Origin of the sequence: Haliea salexigens DSM 19537, assembly GCF_000423125.1 — a bacterium.
Lineage (GTDB): Bacteria > Pseudomonadota > Gammaproteobacteria > Pseudomonadales > Halieaceae > Haliea > Haliea salexigens.
In genome coordinates this window covers 85,612-102,170 of sequence record NZ_AUHJ01000008.1, presented here as the reverse complement: position 1 = coordinate 102,170, position 16,559 = coordinate 85,612, and the positions used below count along the sequence as shown (strand labels likewise).

Below are 16,559 nucleotides of genomic sequence, written 5' to 3'. Positions count from 1 at the left end.
GACCGCCGCCAGGCAATACCCCCGACAACGGAGACTACGTCAAGGATGATGTATGGATACCGATCACGCATTTCTGTGCCTTCTGCTGCACAGCCTCCCGCATGTTCCGCGCCGTCAACTCAGGGCCCTGCTGCAGCACTTCGGCTCCCCTGAAGCGCTTTTACAGGCCAGCCCGCCGGAACTGGTCGCCGCGGGTGCCACCCCCGCGGCGGTGCAGGACCTTACGCTGGCCCGCCGCCGGGGCAGGCACCCGCAGGCGCTGGTGGATGTGGATCAGCAGCACGACCGGCTGCGGACGCTTGGCGCGCGGGTTCTGGTGTTGGGGCAACCGGGTTATCCACCTTTGCTGTCAACGATCAGCGACCCGCCCCCATTTCTGTACGCCCGAGGGCAACTTGACGCGCTCACGATGCCGCAGCTCGCGGTGGTGGGCAGCCGCAAGGCCAGCGCCGTCGGCCTGCGTGCGGCAACTGAGCTGGCGGCGGATGCGGTGGCGGCTGGCCTTGCGGTGACCAGCGGGCTGGCGCTGGGCATAGACGCCGCAGCGCATCGCGGCGCGCTGCAAGCCCGCGGCGCGTCGGTGGCCGTGATGGCAACGGGTATTGAGGCGGTCTACCCGCGGCGACATGCCGCGCTGGCCACGGAACTGTTGCAGACCGGTTGTCTGGTGACCGAATTTCCCCCGCTGACACCGCCCCTGCCGGGCCACTTCCCGGCCCGCAACCGCATTATCAGTGGCCTCTCGCTCGGTGTGCTGGTGGTCGAGGCCGCACTGCCCAGCGGCTCCCTGATTACGGCGAATACCGCCCTGGAACAGGGACGCGAGGTGTTTGCGCTGCCCTGGTTTCCCGGGCACGCGGGTGGCCGCGGCTGCCTGCATCTGTTGCGCGATGGCGCGGTGTTGGTGCAGGGCATTGAGGATGTGGTCGAGAATTTCGGGCCACTGTTCGACGCCCGTCCGTCGCTGTCCCCGACGCCTCCCGCGGTCGCACCGCCGTCGGCGCCGCACTGGCTGCTGGCGCTGATGAGTGCCGAAGGCGTGGATGTCGACACGCTCGTCGCGGCCTCGGGCAGGCCGCTTTCCGAGGTGTTGTCCGCCCTGTCGACGCTGGAAGCGCAGGGCAGCGTGCTGCGGGAGGCGGGGCGCTACCTGCGCTGCCAGTCCGGGCTTGCCACCCCCGGGGAGAGTCGCTAAATTTCGCCCCTCTATCACAGGAGTCACATCACATGCCCTCTGACCTGCAGCTCAATGCCGCCGTGCGCGCTCTTGCCGATGGGGGTGTGATTGCCTGTCCGACCGAAGCGGTCTGGGGCCTGAGTTGCGATCCTGACAATCCGCATGCGGTTGCCCGCCTCTTGGAGATCAAGGAGCGGCCGGTGGAGAAAGGGCTGATCCTGATTGCGGCGAACCTGCAGCAGGTTGGCGCGCTGTTGGGCGCGCTCACCGAAGCCCAGCGGCAGAAACTGGCGCTTTCCTGGCCCGGCCCCACTACGTGGCTGATTCCCCACCATGGATTGGTGCCGGCCTGGGTGCACGGTGGCCGCGACACTGTGGCGGTGCGGGTGACGGCCCATCCGGGCATGGTAGCGCTGTGTTCCGCCTGGGGCGGACCGCTGGTGTCGACCTCCGCTAATCCCGGCGGCAGCCGCCCTGCCCTGTCCCTCTTCCAGGTCCACCGGTATTTTCGCGGCCAGCTGGACGGCATCCTGCCCGGCCCATTGGGTGGCGCGCTGCGGCCCTCGGTGATTCGCGACCTGCAGACAGACCGGGTGCTGCGCTCCTGAGGGTTGGTCGTGCCGGTGCAAGCCAGCCGGTGGCATGCGTATAATGGCCGCGCCGAACGGGAGGACCTTACCGCCATGCACGTTGAAGACGTCAAGACCTACCTGCTGGCGCTGCAGGATCGTATCTGTGAAGCGCTGGCGCTGGAGGACGGTGCCGCCGGCTTTATCACCGACGAATGGCAGCGGCCCGAGGGCGGCGGTGGCCGCAGCCGGGTGCTCGGCGATGGCGCGGTATTCGAGAAAGCCGGCGTCAATTTCTCCCACGTGATGGGCGAGCACTTGCCGCCCTCTGCGACGGCGGCCCGCCCGGAACTCGCCGGGCGCAGCTATCAGGCCATGGGTGTGTCACTGGTGATTCATCCACAGAACCCCTACGTACCCACATCGCATGCCAACGTGCGCCTGTTCGTGGCGGAGAAAGACGGCGCCGAACCGGTCTGGTGGTTTGGCGGTGGCTATGACCTCACACCCTATTACGGTAACCGCGAGGATTGCAGGCACTGGCACCAGGTGGCGGCAGACGCTTGCGCGCCCTTCGGGGATGATGTGTATCCTCGCTACAAGCGCTGGTGCGACGAGTACTTCTACCTCAAACACCGCCAGGAACCGCGGGGTGTGGGGGGGCTGTTTTACGACGACCTGAGTGAAGGTAGCTTTGAGCGCTGCTTCGGGTTCATGCGCGCCGTGGGCGACTCCTACCTGCCTGCTTACCTGCCGATTGTGCAGCGTCGCAAGGGCCAGCCCTGGGGTGAGCGGGAGCGGCAGTTCCAACTGTATCGCCGTGGCCGCTATGTTGAATTCAACCTCGTATTTGATCGCGGCACCCTGTTCGGCCTGCAGTCGAACGGGCGCACCGAAGCCATTCTCATGTCCCTGCCACCGCTGGTGCGTTGGGAGTACAACTACCAGCCCGAAGCGGGGTCTCCGGAAGCCGAGCTGACAGACTACTATCTGCAGCACCGGGACTGGTTGCATGAATAACGCCTCACAGGCCCATTTGACAACGCGGTGGACAGACGCATTATGACTGCGCAGCCCGACAAATACGCCGTTTTCGGCAACCCCATCAAGCACAGCAAGTCGCCGGCCATCCACGCCGCTTTTGCACAGCAGTGCGACCAGCGCTTGCACTACCGCGCCGTGCGCGTGGAACTGGATGACTTTGCCCGCTCTGCCCGCTGCTTTTTCGACGGTGGCGGCAAAGGCCTCAACGTTACCGTACCGTTCAAGCAGGAAGCCTGCGCATTCGCCGACACCCTCACCGAGCGCGCGCGGCGGGCCGGTGCGGTGAACACGCTCAGTGTCGGCGCCGATGGCGCAGTCTCTGGCGAAACCACAGACGGCATCGGCCTGGTACGCGACATGGTGGCCAATCTCGGCTGGCAACTGCAAGGGCGTCGCATCGCCATCATCGGCGCCGGCGGTGCCGTGCGCGGTGTGCTGGAACCGCTACTGAGCGAACGTCCCGCCGCCCTGTTGATCGCCAATCGCACCGCGGCGCGGGCGGAAGCACTGGCGGATGCGTTTGCCGACCTCGGCCCGGTGCAGGGCGGCGGCCTGGAGGCGCTGGACGGACTGGCGGTGGACGTGTTGATCAATGCAACCAGTGCCGGCCTGTCAGGCGAAATGCCCGCGCTGCCGGATATCCAGTTGACCGTGCGCAGTTGTTGCTACGACATGCTCTACGGGGCTGCCCCCACCCCCTTCATGCGTTGGGCGGCACAGAATACGGCCTGGGCCGTCGCGGACGGGCTGGGCATGCTGGTCGAGCAGGCGGCGGAATCGTTTTACCGCTGGCGCCAGGTGCGCCCTGCCACCCAGCCGGTTATTGCCCAGATGAGGCATTTGCTGGCAGCCGCCTGAGGCATTGCGGGCGGCCAGCCTTCTTGCCCGGCGCCGGGAATCAGCGCGCGAGCTCGGCCAGGTGCTGGTCCTTGAGGCGTACGTAGTTGGCCGCGCTGTAGCGAAAGTAGTCGAGCTCCTTGTCACTCAGCGCACGCATCTCGCGCGCGGGGCTGCCGGCGTAGAGGTAGCCGCTGCGTAGCGTTTTGCCGGGTGTGACCAGCGCGCAGGCGCCGATCACGACCTCGCTCTCCACTATCGCGCCGTCCATCACCGTTGCACCCATACCTACCAGCACCCTGTCTCCGATGGTGCAGCCGTGCAGGGTGGCATTGTGGCCGATCGTGACATCCGCGCCGATCAGCAGTGGCCAGCCATCCGGGTTGTAGGGTCCGGCGTGGGTGATGTGCAACACGCTGCCGTCCTGCACACTGGTGCGTGCGCCAATGCGAATGCGGTGCATGTCGCCCCGGATCACCGCCTGTGGCCAGACGGAAACATCGTCGCCCAGCTCGACGTCTCCCAATACCACGGCGCTGGGGTCTATCAGTACACGCTGTCCGAGACTGGGGGTGTGGCCGCCGAAGCTGCGCAGGCTGGTTGTGGTGTCGTGAGGCATAATAAGCTCCTTGTTCGATCCTGCTACAATAGCGGCTGTCTCAACAGCCCGCCAGCCGATGCTGGCCCGGAAACTCGTATGTCGACACCAGCGCAGAACAGGCGCTTTATAGCGGGCGCGGTTTGCCCGCGCTGCAGCGCCATGGACACGATAGTCGTGGATCGTGAGAGTGACTTGAGGGAATGCGTCGCCTGTGGGTTCAGCGATCCGCGCCCCAAAGACGGCGGCACCGTCGAGCCGCCCACCCGGGTGAGCCGCCCCGCCGCGCGGCGTGTGGAAACGCAGGCGGCGGTCGTGCGGATTCTCGACCCGTCAGGCAGTGACAAAGGGCAGGAGTGAGCCTGCCCGCGAAGGTTTAGAGGAAGCGGTAGGAGACCTCAACACCGACGGTGCGTGGGTCGCCGGGGAAGCGGCCGACGGTGCCCAGGAAGTCAGACGTCCAGGTTTCCTCGTAGCCTTCGTCCAGGATGTTGCGGCCCCACAGGAACACGGACCAGGTGTCCGCCTCAATGCCGATGCGGCCATTGAGCAGCGAGTAACTGTCGATCTCACCCCACACCAGGCTGCTGCCCGGGCGCGCGAAGGAGACGTTGTCCTCGGTGGCGTAGAAGCTGTCGGTGTAGGTCCAGTCCACGCGGGTAACGAACTCGGCACCCAGGTCTGGCAGCGCCAGGTTATGCTGGATGGCGAAGGCCGCGGTCAGCTCCGGCGCGTCAGGCAGCTTGTTGCCCGCCAGGTCGGCACCGATGCCGGCCGGGTTGCGTGCGCTTGAGCCACCGGGGAAAGATTCGAACTCGGCGTCGTTGTAGCCCAGCGCACCCTGCAGCATCAGGCTGTTGCTGGGGAAATAGGTCAGCTCCGCTTCCACACCCCGCGAGCGCACTTCCGCAGCATTGCGGATAGTGATGGCGGAAGTGGCGTTGTCCAGCTGCACGAACTGGTTCAACTGGTAGTCCTCGAAGTCCATCTGGAACGCCACCAGGTTGTAGCGCAGGCGGTTCTCCATGGCGGTGCCCTTGAGGCCGATCTCCCAGGCCTCGACGGTTTCCTGATCGAAATCGATACCGTCGGTGAGCGCGCTGGTGGTGACAAAGTCCACGTTGTAGCCCCCGCTCTTGAAGGCCTCGGAATACTTCAGGTAGATGTTGCTGTCATCACCGAGGGCGTAGCTCAGGCTGATCATCGGTGAGAAGTCGTCGTAGTCGTTTTCGTCCTGGAAGTTGGCAACGGTCTGGTCACCGACCACGGGGCCCACCGCAACGCCAAAGATGGCGGCGCCGGGCACCTGCAGGAAGCCGAGGTCGACGATATCGCCGATCAGGTCAAAATCCACCTCGCGTGTCTCTTCGGTGTAGCGCGCACCGAAGCCAAGTGTCAGCCGCTCGGTGAGGTCGTAGGTGCCGTTCAGGTACACCGCATAGCTGCGCGTGTCTACGTCGGCGAAGGTGCCCACGCCCGCGCCGTCAAATTGCGCGCCGAAAGGCGCCAGTGGCGGTGCCAGGCCCTCGAACACGATGCCGATTTCGTCACCGATAATGGCGCGACGCGACGAACTGGCCTGTTCATCATAGAGGTAGAGGCCGGCAACGTACTTCAGGCGACCACTGTCGGGTGAGAAAATCTGAAACTCCTGTGTGGTCTGCTCATAGGCATCCGGGTACTCCACCCGCAGCAGATTCAGAAAAGAGTGGTCGGTATCCTGGCCGCGGTCAACCCAGGTATCGCGGTAGGCGGTAATCGAGGTCAGGCGGTAATCGCTGCCCAGGTCAACGTTGACCGTGGCCGATACACCCCAGATCTCCCGCTCTTCCGAGTTGTCGATGTTGTTGTCGATGCGGAAATCATTGGGCGATACGGTATTCGGTACACTGCCCGACCAATCGGAGATGGCCACACCCCAGGAGGATACGCGGTCCGATTCCAGATAGTCGCCGGCGATGTTGACGTCGTAGTGTTCGCCACCGAAGGCAAACTGCCCACGCACCGCAGTGCCGTCGCGCTCGTTGTGCTGCGTGCCGGTGGTAACGTTGGTGATGAAGCCGTCGCGATTGTGATCGACCACGGAGAAGCGCGCCGCCGCATTTTCGCCCAGCGGCAGGTTGGCGATGGCGGAGACGCGATAGGAGTCGTAGTTGCCCATTTCCCCGGTGACCAGAAGCTCCTGCTCCTGGGTCGGCTTCTTGGTGACCATGCTGATGGCGCCCGCCACCGTGTTCTTGCCGAACAGTGTGCCCTGCGGACCGCGCGCCACCTCCACGCGTTCGAGGTCGAGAATCTCGATGTTCTGTGCCGGCGACTGCCCCATATACACGCCGTCCACGTAGACGCCGGCACGGGTGTCGAAACCGATATTGCGCGTGTTTGCACCCACGCCGCGGATGCGCACCGCGGTCGCGCTGTCGTTGCCGCCGGAAATGCTCATGTTGGGGATGAACTCAGCCAGCTCACGCACCTGGCGCACACCGGTTTTCTGCAGCGCTTCGCTGCTCATGACCGCAATGGAAATGGGTACATCGGTAAGGCTCTCGGTGCGCTTTTGCGCGGTAACCACCACTTCCTCCAGCATACCGACACCTTGTGCGGTGGCGTTGACTGAAAGCACGAGCAGTGCGGCAAATGTCAGGCGGGGTTTGAATGCGGTTTGTAGCATGGGGCGTACCTTGTTATCTGGACAAAGGGAATTGTTGTGATCTGCTGCCGCGGATAATAGCAGACCGCAGCGAAATATGGCGCACTCCGTGGAGTGCAGCAGCGCCCGGGCGCGGATATTGTCCTGTGGTGGACAGCGTGGTGTACTGGAGGGTATCGCAGCTCATTGGCGCTTGCGCACAAGCCCGTTTAATATCGCCGATACGTTTTCCTACTGGACCCATAGCCATGCATTTGTCCCGCTTTCCGCGACTGCATTTTGCACACCTGCCCACACCGCTGGAGCCGCTGGAGCGCCTGAGTGCACACCTTGGTGGCCCTCGTCTCTGGATCAAACGTGATGACTGCACCGGTCTGGCCGGCGGCGGCAACAAGACGCGCAAACTGGAGTTTTTGCTGGCGGATGCGCAGGCGCAGGGAGCGGATACCGTGATTACCCAGGGTGCCACCCAGTCCAACCATGCGCGCCAGACCGCGGCGATTGCCGCCCGGCTGGGGCTGGCCTGCCACATTCTGCTGGAGGATCGCACTGCCAGCGAAGATCCCGACTACAACTACAACGGCAACGTACTGCTGAACGAGCTGTTCGGCGCGCACCTTGCCCTGCACCCGGGCGGCACCGATATGAATGCCGCGATGGCCGCCGAGTCACAACGCCTGCAGGCAGAGGGAGCCCGGCCCTACGTGATTCCGGGCGGCGGCTCCAATGCGATCGGCGCACTGGGCTATGTGAACGCCGCTCTGGAGTTGCTGGTTCAGGCCAATGAGCGCAGTTTACAGGTGCGTGAACTGGTGCATGGCACGGGCAGTGCCGGGACCCAGGCGGGGCTGGTGGCCGGCATGGTCGCCAGCAATAGCGGCATTCCGGTGCTGGGCATCGGGGTGCGGGCGCCGGAGGCCACCCAGCACCGCAATGTACTCGCGCTGGCCAACCAGACAACGGCCCTGATGGGCCTGGGGGAAACCGTGACGGCCGGAGATGTGCAGGTGAACTGCGCCTATGTGGGCGCCGGTTATGGCATTCCCGCGGAGGGTACCCTGGAGGCGATTGCGCTGCTCGCGGAACTGGAGGGCATCCTGCTCGACCCGGTGTATACCGGCAAGGGCATGGCGGGCCTCATTGACCTGGTGCGTCAGGGCCGTTACGCCGCGGATGACAACGTGGTGTTTCTGCACACCGGGGGCAGCCAGGCGCTGTTTGGCTATCGCGCCGCGTTTGGCTTCGCCAGTTACCGTTGAACCCCGCGCCGTGTTTGCGCCACAGGGGCCTGTCGGCGGGAACGACCGCTACAGTTTGCTGAAGCCCAGGGGCATGCGCTTGAAGCCGTCCATGAAGTTGGAGCGGAAGTGCGTGGGCTCTTCGAGTAACCTGAGGTCACCCATGCGCGCGAGAATTTCCCGCGTCATCATTTCCAGATTCAGGCGCGCCTGATGCTGCCCGGGGCAGACGTGCACCCCGAAGCCAAAGGTGCGCATGGCGCGCCGGGTTTGTGCCGGGTCGCGGGTGATGTCGAAGGTATCCGGTTGGTCAAAGCAGTCCGGGTCTCGGTTTACTGATGCCAGCAGGCATACGACCTTGCCGCCCTGGGCAATGTGCTGGCCGGCCAGCTCGACATCGCGCATGGCGGTGCGCCGGGTGTAGACCACGGTATTGCGGTAGCGCAGTATTTCCTCGACTGCCGCCGGTATCAGTGTTGGGTCCGCGCGCAGCAAGGCCAGCTGCTCGGGGTGACGGATGAGCTCACGTATGAGCCACGACAGCGTGTTGCGTGTCGTTTCCGTACCGCCGATCATGAGGCCCTGAAAAATCACGCCGTACTCTTCATCGCTGAGACTGCGCCCGTCGATGTCCGCTGCGAGCAGCTCACTGGTCATATCATTGCCCGGTTGTCCGCGGCGCGTGGCGGCAAAGGCTGCCGCCCACGCCACCATCTGCGCCGACGCGGTCCAGCCCTCCTCGCGACTGCCCGCGTAGTCCGGATCGTTGGCCAGGGTTACAGCGTTGATCGTGGGGACCAGGTAAGCGTAATCCGCTTCCGGCACGCCAAGCAGAGTGAACATCACGTGTACCGGCAGGTGCATGGCCACCTCGCTGACAAATTCACACTCGCCGCGATCGATGATGTTGTCGATGATGGCAGTCACTTTCGCCTGCATCATGTCGCGGCGCGCCTCAAGCACACCGGGCCGAAAGGCGTAGTCGACCAGGGCACGGCGTGAGCGGTGTTCCGGCGGATCGAGGAAGGTCATCGCCTGGCGCTGCAGTGCCAGAAGCTCCTCGGGAAAATCCTCCAGCAGCGGGCCGAAGCTGCTGGAAAATGTCGCCGGATCGCGCAGCACCGTGTCGATGTCGGCTTTGTGCAGCACCAGCCAGTGCCCCCCCGCTGCGTGCTCGTCCTCCTGCCATACAACGCGGTGCTCCCGGCGCAGTGCGGCGATTGCTTCTCGCGGTGTGCCCTCTGCGAAATTGTCGAGATGCAGCAGGCGGTCGCGGTATGGGCAGGAGGTCATGGTGGTTACTCGTTTTTATGTCTCAAGGGCGCAATCACGCGGAGACTAGCATACACCTGTAGGTTCAGTCGCATCGGAACCAGCCACCGCCTGCCGACAGGCGTCGGTAGCTGCCGTACAGGGTAAGGCCCCGCGCGGCATTGAACAGGGTGAATGCGAGCCACAGGCCGTGGTTGCCCCAGGGTTGGGTGACATACCAGGCCGGCAGGTAGACCAGCAGGGCGCTGGCGAGCATGGTGCGCATCATGGGCCGTGTTTCGCCGGTACCGATAAACACGCCGTCCAGCAGGTAGGTGGGCGCCGCAACCAGGGGCAGTAGCACCAGCCACAGTCGGTGCTGGTCCAGCACCCGCAGTACATCCGGCAGGCTGGTCAGCAGCCGGAACAGGGGTAGTTGCACGATCAGAAACGCGATGCTCAGGGCCAGTGCGGAGCCGGCACACCACAGGCCGCAGCGGCGTACTACCTGATAGAACCCCCGCGGGTCCTTGGCCCCCGCGCGATTTCCCGCCAGACTCTCCGCGGCGTAGGCGAAGCCATCAAGGGCATAGGAGGTCAGCAGGAGCAATTGCATCAGCAGCGCGTTGGCGGCCAGCGTGGCTGTACCCAGCTTTTCCCCCATGCTGGTGAAAAAGGCAAAGGCCGCGAGCAGGGTAATGGTGCGCACGAAGAGATGACTGTTGCTGCGCATCAGGGAAACATAGGCGCGCACGTCCAGCAGTTCTCCTCGCCCCGGCGCCGCAGCAGGCGCGAGGCGTCGGCGCACCGCAAGCAGTGCGAGGCCTAGCCCCGTGTATTCGGCGAGCACGGTGGCCAGCGCGGCGCCGTCGCTGGCCCAGCCCAGGCCGACCACGAACAGGACATCCAGTGCGATATTGGTCAGATTGGTGACGATCAGCACCCACATGGGCCAGCGGGTATCACCGTGGCCGATGAACCAGCCGATGATGGCATAGGTTACCAGCACCGCCGGCGCACTGATGATACGGATACGGGCATAGCTGTCCGCCAGGGGCAGCAGCGTGGCGTCCGGCGCCATCAGTGCCAGCCCCGCATGCAACCAGAGCGGGTGCAGCAGCCAGACCAGCCCCGCCAGCGCCAGGGCGAGCACGCTGGCGCGGTAGAGCTCCAGGCTGGCTTGCGCCTCGCTGCCGGCACCCAGCGCGCGGGCGACGCGCCCGGTTGTACCCATGCGCAGGAAGCTGAAACCCCAGTAAAGGAAGGAGAGCAGCGCGCTGCCGATGGCCACGGCACCGAGATAACGCGTGTCGTCCAGGTGCCCCAGTATGCCTGCATCGACCAACCCGAGCAGGGGAATGGAAATGTTGGACAGAATTGCCGGCCAGGCGATTTGCCATATTTTGTGGTCAAGCGATGTCGCGGTACCCATATCTAGCGCTCTGGCGGCTCCCGGCGCCGTCTTCACGGGCAGTCGGCAAACCCTCACAAAATCAGCATCTTAGTATTTTTTGCTCAAGAGTTTCGCTATAATCGCGGCGGCTCGAGATGCGGCACTTGGTCGCAGGGGCTTGAAAATTGGCTGGAACAAGCATCTACCCCACTCCTCCCTTCCCCTGATGAAGGGCTGCGGCCCCCTGGCGCAACGTGCCTGTGGTCGCTTGGAAAGCACGCTGCACGGCGTGTCTGCAGGAAGAAAGTAGTGCTCCACCGGCTGGGGGAGAGATTGTGAAAATGAGGGAGACACGGGAAATGTTGTTGAAAGCGAACAGACTGCGTGAGCTGGCGCTTGGTCCTGTGCTCATGCTGCTTGGCCTGGCAAGTGCCGGTGCTGCAGCTGCGGGTGACAAGGTAAACCAGGTGAATATGGCACCCGGCGCCACCGAAATCGGCCAGAGCATTTACGACCTGCACATGCTGATCTTCTGGATCTGCGTCATTATCGGCGCGCTGGTCTTCGGGGTAATGTTCTATTCCATTTATTACCACCGTAAATCGCGCGGCGTGACACCCTCCACGTTCCACGAGAGCACCAAGGTGGAAATTGCCTGGACGGTCGTCCCCTTCCTTATCTTGATTGGTATGGCGGTACCCGCCACCTCGACCCTGCTGGAAATCTACGATTTCGACGATGCCGAAATGGACGTCCTGATCACCGGTTACCAGTGGAAGTGGAAGTACGAATACCTCGACGAGAACGGCGAGAATGTGTCGTTCTTCAGTAACCTGCGCACGCCGCAGGGCGAGATCTACAACACCGCGGACAAGGGCGAGCACTACCTGCTGGAAGTGGATGAGCCGCTGGTGATCCCGGTTGATACCAAGGTGCGCTTTCTGGTGACCGCCAACGACGTTATCCACTCCTGGTGGGTCCCTGAGCTGGCGGTGAAGAAAGACGCCATTCCCGGCTTTATCAATGAAACCTGGACCCGCGCCAGCACCGAGGGCATTTACCGCGGCCAGTGTGCCGAGTTGTGCGGCAAGGACCACGGCTTTATGCCGGTGGTCGTCAATGTTGTGAGCAAGGATGAATACGCCGGCTGGTTGGAAACCAAAAAGGCCGAAGCCGCCGAAATCCGCGACCTGATGGCACAGACCTTCACGCTGGACGAACTGATGACCCGCGGTAAAGCGGTGTACGAGCGCAACTGTCTGGCCTGTCACGGTGCCAACGGTGAGGGTGGTGTAGGTACCGCAATTGCCGGCAGCGCAGTCGCCATGGGTGACGTCAGTGGTCACCTGGAAATTGGTATCAACGGCGTGCCGGGTTCTGCGATGCAGGCCTTCGGTGGGCAGATAAACGATGTGGAGATGGCGGCGGTGATCACGTATCAGCGCAACGCTTTTGGCAACAATATGGGTGATATGGTGCAGCCCATTGATGTGTACAACCACAAAAAAGGCTAATTGGAGGAGTTAACGATGGGCGATCATCATCACGGTCCTGCCAAGGGCCTTAGCCGGTGGCTGTTCACCACCAACCACAAAGATATCGGAACCATGTACCTGTGGTTCTCGTTTTCCATGTTCATTCTGGGCGGCGCGTTTGCCATGATTATCCGTGCCGAGCTGTTCCAGCCCGGCATGCAGTTGGTAGAACCCGCCTTTTTCAACCAGATGACCACCCTGCACGGTCTGGTGATGGTGTTCGGGGCGATCATGCCCTCCTTCGTCGGCCTCGCCAACTGGATGATTCCGATGATGATCGGTGCGCCGGACATGGCGCTGCCGCGGATGAACAACTGGAGCTTCTGGATCCTGCCGCCGGCGTTTTTGATTCTGGCGGGAACGCTGTTCATGGAAGGCGGTGCGCCCAACTTCGGCTGGACGTTCTACGCGCCGTTGTCGACCACCTATGCGCCGCCTTCGGTCACCTACTTCATTTTCTCCATTCACGTGCTCGGGCTGTCGTCCATCATGGGGTCGATCAACATCATCGCCACCGTGATGAACATGCGTGCCCCCGGCATGACCTACATGAAGATGCCGCTGTTCGTCTGGACGTGGCTGATCACTGCATTCCTGCTGGTGGCGGTGATGCCGGTACTCGCGGGCGCCGTGACCATGATGCTGATGGATATTCACTTCGGCACCAGCTTCTTCTCCGCCGCCGGCGGTGGTGACCCGGTGCTGTTCCAGCACATTTTCTGGTTCTTCGGTCACCCCGAGGTGTACATCATTATTCTGCCGGCATTCGGTGTGGTCTCGCAGATCATCCCGACCTTTGCCCGCAAGCCCCTGTTCGGCTACGACTCCATGGTCTACGCCACCGCCGCCATCGCCTTCCTGTCGTTTATCGTGTGGGCTCACCACATGTACACCGTCGGCATGCCGGTAGCCGGTGAACTGTTCTTCATGTACGCCACCATGCTGATTGCCGTACCCACCGGGGTGAAGGTATTCAACTGGGTGACGACCATGTGGCGCGGTGCCATGACCTTCGAAACCCCGATGCTGTTCTGCATGGGCTTCCTGGTGTTGTTCACCATTGGCGGCTTCACTGGCCTCATGCTGTCCATTGCGCCCGCGGACTTCCAGTATCACGACAGCTACTTCGTGGTCGCGCACTTCCACTATGTGATGGTGGCCGGTGCGGTGTTCTCCATGAGCGCTGCGGTGTACTACTGGCTGCCCAAGTGGTGTGGCCGCATGTACAACGAAACCATGGGCAAGACCCACTTCTGGATATCGTTCATCGGCTTCAACATCACGTTCTTCCCGCAGCACTTCGTCGGCCTCGCCGGTATGCCGCGACGGATTCCGGACTACGCACTGCAGTTTGCTGACTTCAACATGATGTCCAGCATTGGCGCCTTCATCTACGGTGCCTCGCAGATCCTGTTCCTGTACAACGTGATTGCCACCATTGTTGCGGGCAAGCCCACCAGTGAAGCGAAAACCTGGGAAGGCGCAGAAGGCCTGGAGTGGACGGTTGCCACGCCGGCGCCCTACCACACCTTTGAAACGCCGCCGCAGGTGCGCTAACGGCCTGTCGTCGGGATTGAGGAGCGTCGCATGTTGAGAGTGAGTAGTAACCCGGTTGTCGATACTGTCGTCAAGTTGGCGTCGACCGCTGTGATCATGTTTGCCTTCGTATTCGTGGTCATGGTGCCACTCTACAACGTGCTCTGTGATGCGCTCGGCATCAATGGCAAAACCAACGGCGAGGCCTACACATCGGTGCAGGCCGGCGTCGATGAGTCGCGTACGGTGACCATTCAGTTCGTGGCCACCAACAACGAGGGCATGCCCTGGGACTTCGGCCCTTCGGTGACCATGATGAAAGTACATCCGGGGGCGAGTAACGACACGGTGTTCCACGCACGCAACCCGCTGCCACAGGCGATGGTGGCGCAGGCGATTCCCAGTGTATCGCCGTCGCGAGCCGCGGCCTACTTTCACAAGACAGAGTGCTTCTGCTTCAACCAGCAACCACTGGATGGCGACAGCTCGGCGGAAATGCCGCTGCAGTTCATCATCGACCGGGACCTGCCCAGCGACATTCACACCATCACGCTGTCCTACACGATTTTTGATGTCACAGATATGGTGGGCGGCTCAATCGCTGCTCGCTGACACGCGGTCCGGGGGGGCCGGGTGATATACAACGGAGAAACACAATGACAACCCAGAGTTCAACAGAGTACGAGAAGTACTACGTACCGGAAAAAAGCAAACTGGCGGTGTGCGCGACGATAGGTCTTATCTCGAGCACGTTCGGGGCCGCCAATGTGATGAACGACATGACCTTTGGCGATGGTGCAACCACCGGCTCCTGGGGCATATTCTGGTTTGGCCTGTTCTTTTTCTCCGCCACGCTGTTCGGCTGGTTCCGCATGGCGATCAAGGAAAACCTGGCGGGCATGAACAGCGCCCAGCTGAAGAAGTCCTATGTGTTGGGCATGTTCTGGTTCATTTTCTCCGAGGTCATGTTCTTCCTCGCGTTCTTCGGCGCGCTGTTCTATGTGCGTACGCTGGTAGGCCCGTGGCTCGCCGGTGAAGGCGAAGGCGGGCGCATGAACCACCTGCTTTGGGAAGGCTTCAACTACCAGTGGCCGATGCCGCTGACGCCGCAGGAAGCTGTGGGCGGGGTCGCCAACCAGCCTGTTGCCAACATGGGCACCTTCCAGAGCTACGAGCAGAGCATGGCGTTCGGCGAGGCGGCGGCGTGGTATCTCTGGCTGCCGATGTGGAACACCATCGTGCTGCTGTCATCCAGCTTCACCGTGCACGTTGCGCACATGGGCCTGCTCGACGGCAACAAGCGCAAATTCAACATCTGGCTGGGCATCACCGTAGCGCTGGGCATGTTGTTCGTTGCCCTGCAGGCGCTGGAATATTATGAGGCGTACGCGCACTTCGGGCTGACCCTGAACTCCGGTATTTACGGTTCCACCTTCTTCATGTTGACCGGGTTCCACGGGTTCCACGTGATCATGGGTATGACCATGTTGTTGATCCAGTGGCTGCGCTCGGTCAGGGGCGGTCATTTCACCGCCGATGATCACTTCGGCTTTGAAGCATCAAGCTGGTACTGGCACTTTGTCGATGTGGTCTGGGTGTTTCTGTTCCTGTTCGTCTACATCCTGTAGGGAGCTCAGTCAGCGGTTTCCTGCGCCTGGGCGGCCGGACGAGGTCCGGCGTCCCAGGGGTTGCGGTGGCCCAGCTTGCCTGTGGCCACGCCGTAAACCACCAGACCCGCCAGGGTCAGCGCGAGGCCCAGGCGCACGCCCAGCGAATGGAAGGTCCGGCGGCTGTTTTTGTCGCCCTGATCCACCATCAGGAAGTAGAATCCGCTACCCAGGCTGGCCAGCAGCGCCAGCATCAAACCGACGATCATCAACTTCAACAATGTCCTGCTCCTTTCCAGAAACGCAGCAGTATAAACCAGCAGCCTCCATGGCTGTTGCATACGGCGCTACATTAACTGAACGGGGTTGAGGCATGGTGGCATTGAAACTGGACCTGGAGTGGCGGATTACGCTGTTTACCGCCCTGCTCTTTCCTGCCCTTGTAGCTCTGGGCTTCTGGCAATTGGAGCGGGCGGAAGAAAAGCGCGAGCTGGAGACCCGCTGGGCGCAGCGTCAGAGTGAAGCGCCCGTGGGGCTGAGCGACCTCGTCGCGGAGCCGGCGGAAGCACTGGCCTACCGTCGCGTTCACTTGCGCGGTGAGTTCCTGCCCGGCTACTACCTGTTGCTGGACAACCGCATGTATCGCGGCAGGTATGGCAATGAGGTGGTCGGCCTGTTCCGTCTGGCGGACACGCAACGGCTGGTGCTGGTCAACCGAGGCTGGGTAGCCAGCGACCCCGCGCGCTTGACGCTTCCTGATGTTCCCGAGCCAGCGGGTGTCTCGAGTGTCACCGGGCACCTGTATGTCTCTCCCGGTGCACCGTACCTGCTGGCCGAGCAGCGGCTGGCGCCGCCCTGGCCGGTGCGCATCCAGGCCGTGGACATGCAGGCCCTGCAGCCACTGATTGCCACCATCAGTGATGCCGAACTGTATCCCTGGCTGGTGCGTATTGACCCCAACGAGCCGGCGGCGCTCACTGCAGATTGGCCTGTGGTCAACGCCAGCCCGGAAAAACACCAGGGCTATGCGGTGCAGTGGTTTACCATGGCCGCCGTGTTGCTGCTCTTTTTTCTGCTGCGCAGCTCCAACCTGTGGCAGCTCATTACACGCCGAGAGGATTGAC

Annotated in this window: 16 protein-coding genes; 11 read left to right on the top strand and 5 right to left on the bottom strand. The window is 62.7% G+C overall.

All coding sequences use genetic code 11. The annotated features are described in order from the left end of the window. Window positions 1-52 precede the first annotated feature (52 nt). The 4 genes from dprA (at window position 53) to aroE (ending at window position 3,648) form a co-directional block, all read left to right on the top strand. Complete coding sequence (gene dprA / locus G533_RS0110805) at window positions 53-1,195, top strand: DNA-processing protein DprA (protein WP_027949960.1); 1,143 nt, start codon at window positions 53-55, stop codon at window positions 1,193-1,195. Window positions 1,196-1,227: 32 nt separating this feature from the next. Next, complete coding sequence (gene tsaC / locus G533_RS0110800; RefSeq protein WP_027949959.1) at window positions 1,228-1,785, top strand: L-threonylcarbamoyladenylate synthase type 1 TsaC; 558 nt, start codon at window positions 1,228-1,230, stop codon at window positions 1,783-1,785. A gap of 75 nt (window positions 1,786-1,860) precedes the next feature. Continuing rightward, the gene (hemF, locus tag G533_RS0110795; RefSeq protein ID WP_027949958.1) at window positions 1,861-2,766 is read left to right on the top strand and encodes an oxygen-dependent coproporphyrinogen oxidase; all 906 of its coding nucleotides are present in this window, start codon (window positions 1,861-1,863) and stop codon (window positions 2,764-2,766) included. 42 nt (window positions 2,767-2,808) lie between these two features. Then, window positions 2,809-3,648: a shikimate dehydrogenase gene (aroE, locus tag G533_RS0110790; RefSeq protein WP_027949957.1), complete on the top strand. Its 840-nt coding sequence runs from the start codon at window positions 2,809-2,811 to the stop codon at window positions 3,646-3,648. Window positions 3,649-3,688: 40 nt separating this feature from the next. On the opposite strand, the gene G533_RS0110785 is transcribed toward aroE, so the two are convergent. After that, the gene (locus tag G533_RS0110785) at window positions 3,689-4,246 is read right to left on the bottom strand and encodes a gamma carbonic anhydrase family protein (protein WP_035527638.1); all 558 of its coding nucleotides are present in this window, start codon (window positions 4,244-4,246) and stop codon (window positions 3,689-3,691) included. A gap of 78 nt (window positions 4,247-4,324) precedes the next feature. Here G533_RS0110785 and G533_RS0110780 point away from each other — a divergent pair, with 78 nt between their 5' ends. Next, entirely contained in the window at window positions 4,325-4,585 is a 261-nt protein-coding gene (locus G533_RS0110780; protein ID WP_027949955.1) for a YheV family putative zinc ribbon protein, read from the top strand. Window positions 4,586-4,601: 16 nt separating this feature from the next. Here the strand turns inward: G533_RS0110780 and G533_RS21610 are convergent, their stop codons facing one another. After that, a complete protein-coding gene (locus G533_RS21610; protein WP_051230211.1) occupies window positions 4,602-6,896 on the bottom strand; it encodes a TonB-dependent receptor in 2,295 nt (764 codons plus the stop codon). Between the two features lie 227 nt (window positions 6,897-7,123). On the opposite strand from G533_RS21610, the gene cuyA reads away from it, so the two are divergent. Beyond that, entirely contained in the window at window positions 7,124-8,134 is a 1,011-nt protein-coding gene (gene cuyA, locus G533_RS0110770; RefSeq protein ID WP_027949954.1) for a D-cysteate sulfo-lyase, read from the top strand. A gap of 48 nt (window positions 8,135-8,182) precedes the next feature. Here the strand turns inward: cuyA and G533_RS21605 are convergent, their stop codons facing one another. Continuing rightward, window positions 8,183-9,406: a cytochrome P450 gene (locus G533_RS21605; protein WP_051230210.1), complete on the bottom strand. Its 1,224-nt coding sequence runs from the start codon at window positions 9,404-9,406 to the stop codon at window positions 8,183-8,185. Between the two features lie 64 nt (window positions 9,407-9,470). Next, window positions 9,471-10,796 carry an MATE family efflux transporter gene (locus G533_RS0110760; protein ID WP_027949953.1) on the bottom strand — a complete coding sequence of 442 codons (1,326 nt, stop codon included), beginning with the start codon at window positions 10,794-10,796 and terminating at the stop codon, window positions 9,471-9,473. A gap of 371 nt (window positions 10,797-11,167) precedes the next feature. Here G533_RS0110760 and coxB point away from each other — a divergent pair, with 371 nt between their 5' ends. From coxB to G533_RS0110740, 4 genes are read left to right on the top strand one after another with little or no spacing between them, the layout of a single operon-like run. Continuing rightward, on the top strand, window positions 11,168-12,271 hold the full coding sequence (gene coxB / locus G533_RS0110755; protein WP_240472418.1) for a cytochrome c oxidase subunit II: 1,104 nt from the start codon (window positions 11,168-11,170) through the stop codon (window positions 12,269-12,271). A gap of 15 nt (window positions 12,272-12,286) precedes the next feature. Further along, a complete protein-coding gene (gene ctaD, locus G533_RS0110750) occupies window positions 12,287-13,849 on the top strand; it encodes a cytochrome c oxidase subunit I (protein WP_027949951.1) in 1,563 nt (520 codons plus the stop codon). Between the two features lie 30 nt (window positions 13,850-13,879). Beyond that, a complete protein-coding gene (locus G533_RS0110745; RefSeq protein ID WP_027949950.1) occupies window positions 13,880-14,440 on the top strand; it encodes a cytochrome c oxidase assembly protein in 561 nt (186 codons plus the stop codon). A 44-nt stretch (window positions 14,441-14,484) separates the two neighbouring features. Then, window positions 14,485-15,456 (top strand): cytochrome c oxidase subunit 3, encoded by a 972-nt coding sequence (locus G533_RS0110740; RefSeq protein ID WP_027949949.1) that lies wholly within the window; start codon window positions 14,485-14,487, stop codon window positions 15,454-15,456. Window positions 15,457-15,461: 5 nt separating this feature from the next. Here the strand turns inward: G533_RS0110740 and G533_RS21600 are convergent, their stop codons facing one another. Then, window positions 15,462-15,716 (bottom strand): DUF2909 domain-containing protein, encoded by a 255-nt coding sequence (locus tag G533_RS21600; protein ID WP_205622599.1) that lies wholly within the window; start codon window positions 15,714-15,716, stop codon window positions 15,462-15,464. Between the two features lie 92 nt (window positions 15,717-15,808). On the opposite strand from G533_RS21600, the gene G533_RS0110730 reads away from it, so the two are divergent. Continuing rightward, a complete protein-coding gene (locus tag G533_RS0110730; protein ID WP_027949948.1) occupies window positions 15,809-16,558 on the top strand; it encodes an SURF1 family protein in 750 nt (249 codons plus the stop codon). Window position 16,559 lies beyond the last annotated feature (1 nt).

Bases quoted from the DNA above. Each gene is read 5' to 3' on its own strand.
- dprA (WP_027949960.1), top strand. From the start codon at position 53: ATGGATACCGATCACGCATTTCTGTGCCTTCTGCTGCACAGCCTCCCG.
- tsaC (WP_027949959.1), top strand. From the start codon at position 1,228: ATGCCCTCTGACCTGCAGCTCAATGCCGCCGTGCGCGCTCTTGCCGAT.
- hemF (WP_027949958.1), top strand. From the start codon at position 1,861: ATGCACGTTGAAGACGTCAAGACCTACCTGCTGGCGCTGCAGGATCGT.
- aroE (WP_027949957.1), top strand. From the start codon at position 2,809: ATGACTGCGCAGCCCGACAAATACGCCGTTTTCGGCAACCCCATCAAG.
- G533_RS0110785 (WP_035527638.1), bottom strand. From the start codon at position 4,246: ATGCCTCACGACACCACAACCAGCCTGCGCAGCTTCGGCGGCCACACC.
- G533_RS0110780 (WP_027949955.1), top strand. From the start codon at position 4,325: ATGTCGACACCAGCGCAGAACAGGCGCTTTATAGCGGGCGCGGTTTGC.
- G533_RS21610 (WP_051230211.1), bottom strand. From the start codon at position 6,896: ATGCTACAAACCGCATTCAAACCCCGCCTGACATTTGCCGCACTGCTC.
- cuyA (WP_027949954.1), top strand. From the start codon at position 7,124: ATGCATTTGTCCCGCTTTCCGCGACTGCATTTTGCACACCTGCCCACA.
- G533_RS21605 (WP_051230210.1), bottom strand. From the start codon at position 9,406: ATGACCTCCTGCCCATACCGCGACCGCCTGCTGCATCTCGACAATTTC.
- G533_RS0110760 (WP_027949953.1), bottom strand. From the start codon at position 10,796: ATGGGTACCGCGACATCGCTTGACCACAAAATATGGCAAATCGCCTGG.
- coxB (WP_240472418.1), top strand. From the start codon at position 11,168: ATGCTGCTTGGCCTGGCAAGTGCCGGTGCTGCAGCTGCGGGTGACAAG.
- ctaD (WP_027949951.1), top strand. From the start codon at position 12,287: ATGGGCGATCATCATCACGGTCCTGCCAAGGGCCTTAGCCGGTGGCTG.
- G533_RS0110745 (WP_027949950.1), top strand. From the start codon at position 13,880: ATGTTGAGAGTGAGTAGTAACCCGGTTGTCGATACTGTCGTCAAGTTG.
- G533_RS0110740 (WP_027949949.1), top strand. From the start codon at position 14,485: ATGACAACCCAGAGTTCAACAGAGTACGAGAAGTACTACGTACCGGAA.
- G533_RS0110730 (WP_027949948.1), top strand. From the start codon at position 15,809: ATGGTGGCATTGAAACTGGACCTGGAGTGGCGGATTACGCTGTTTACC.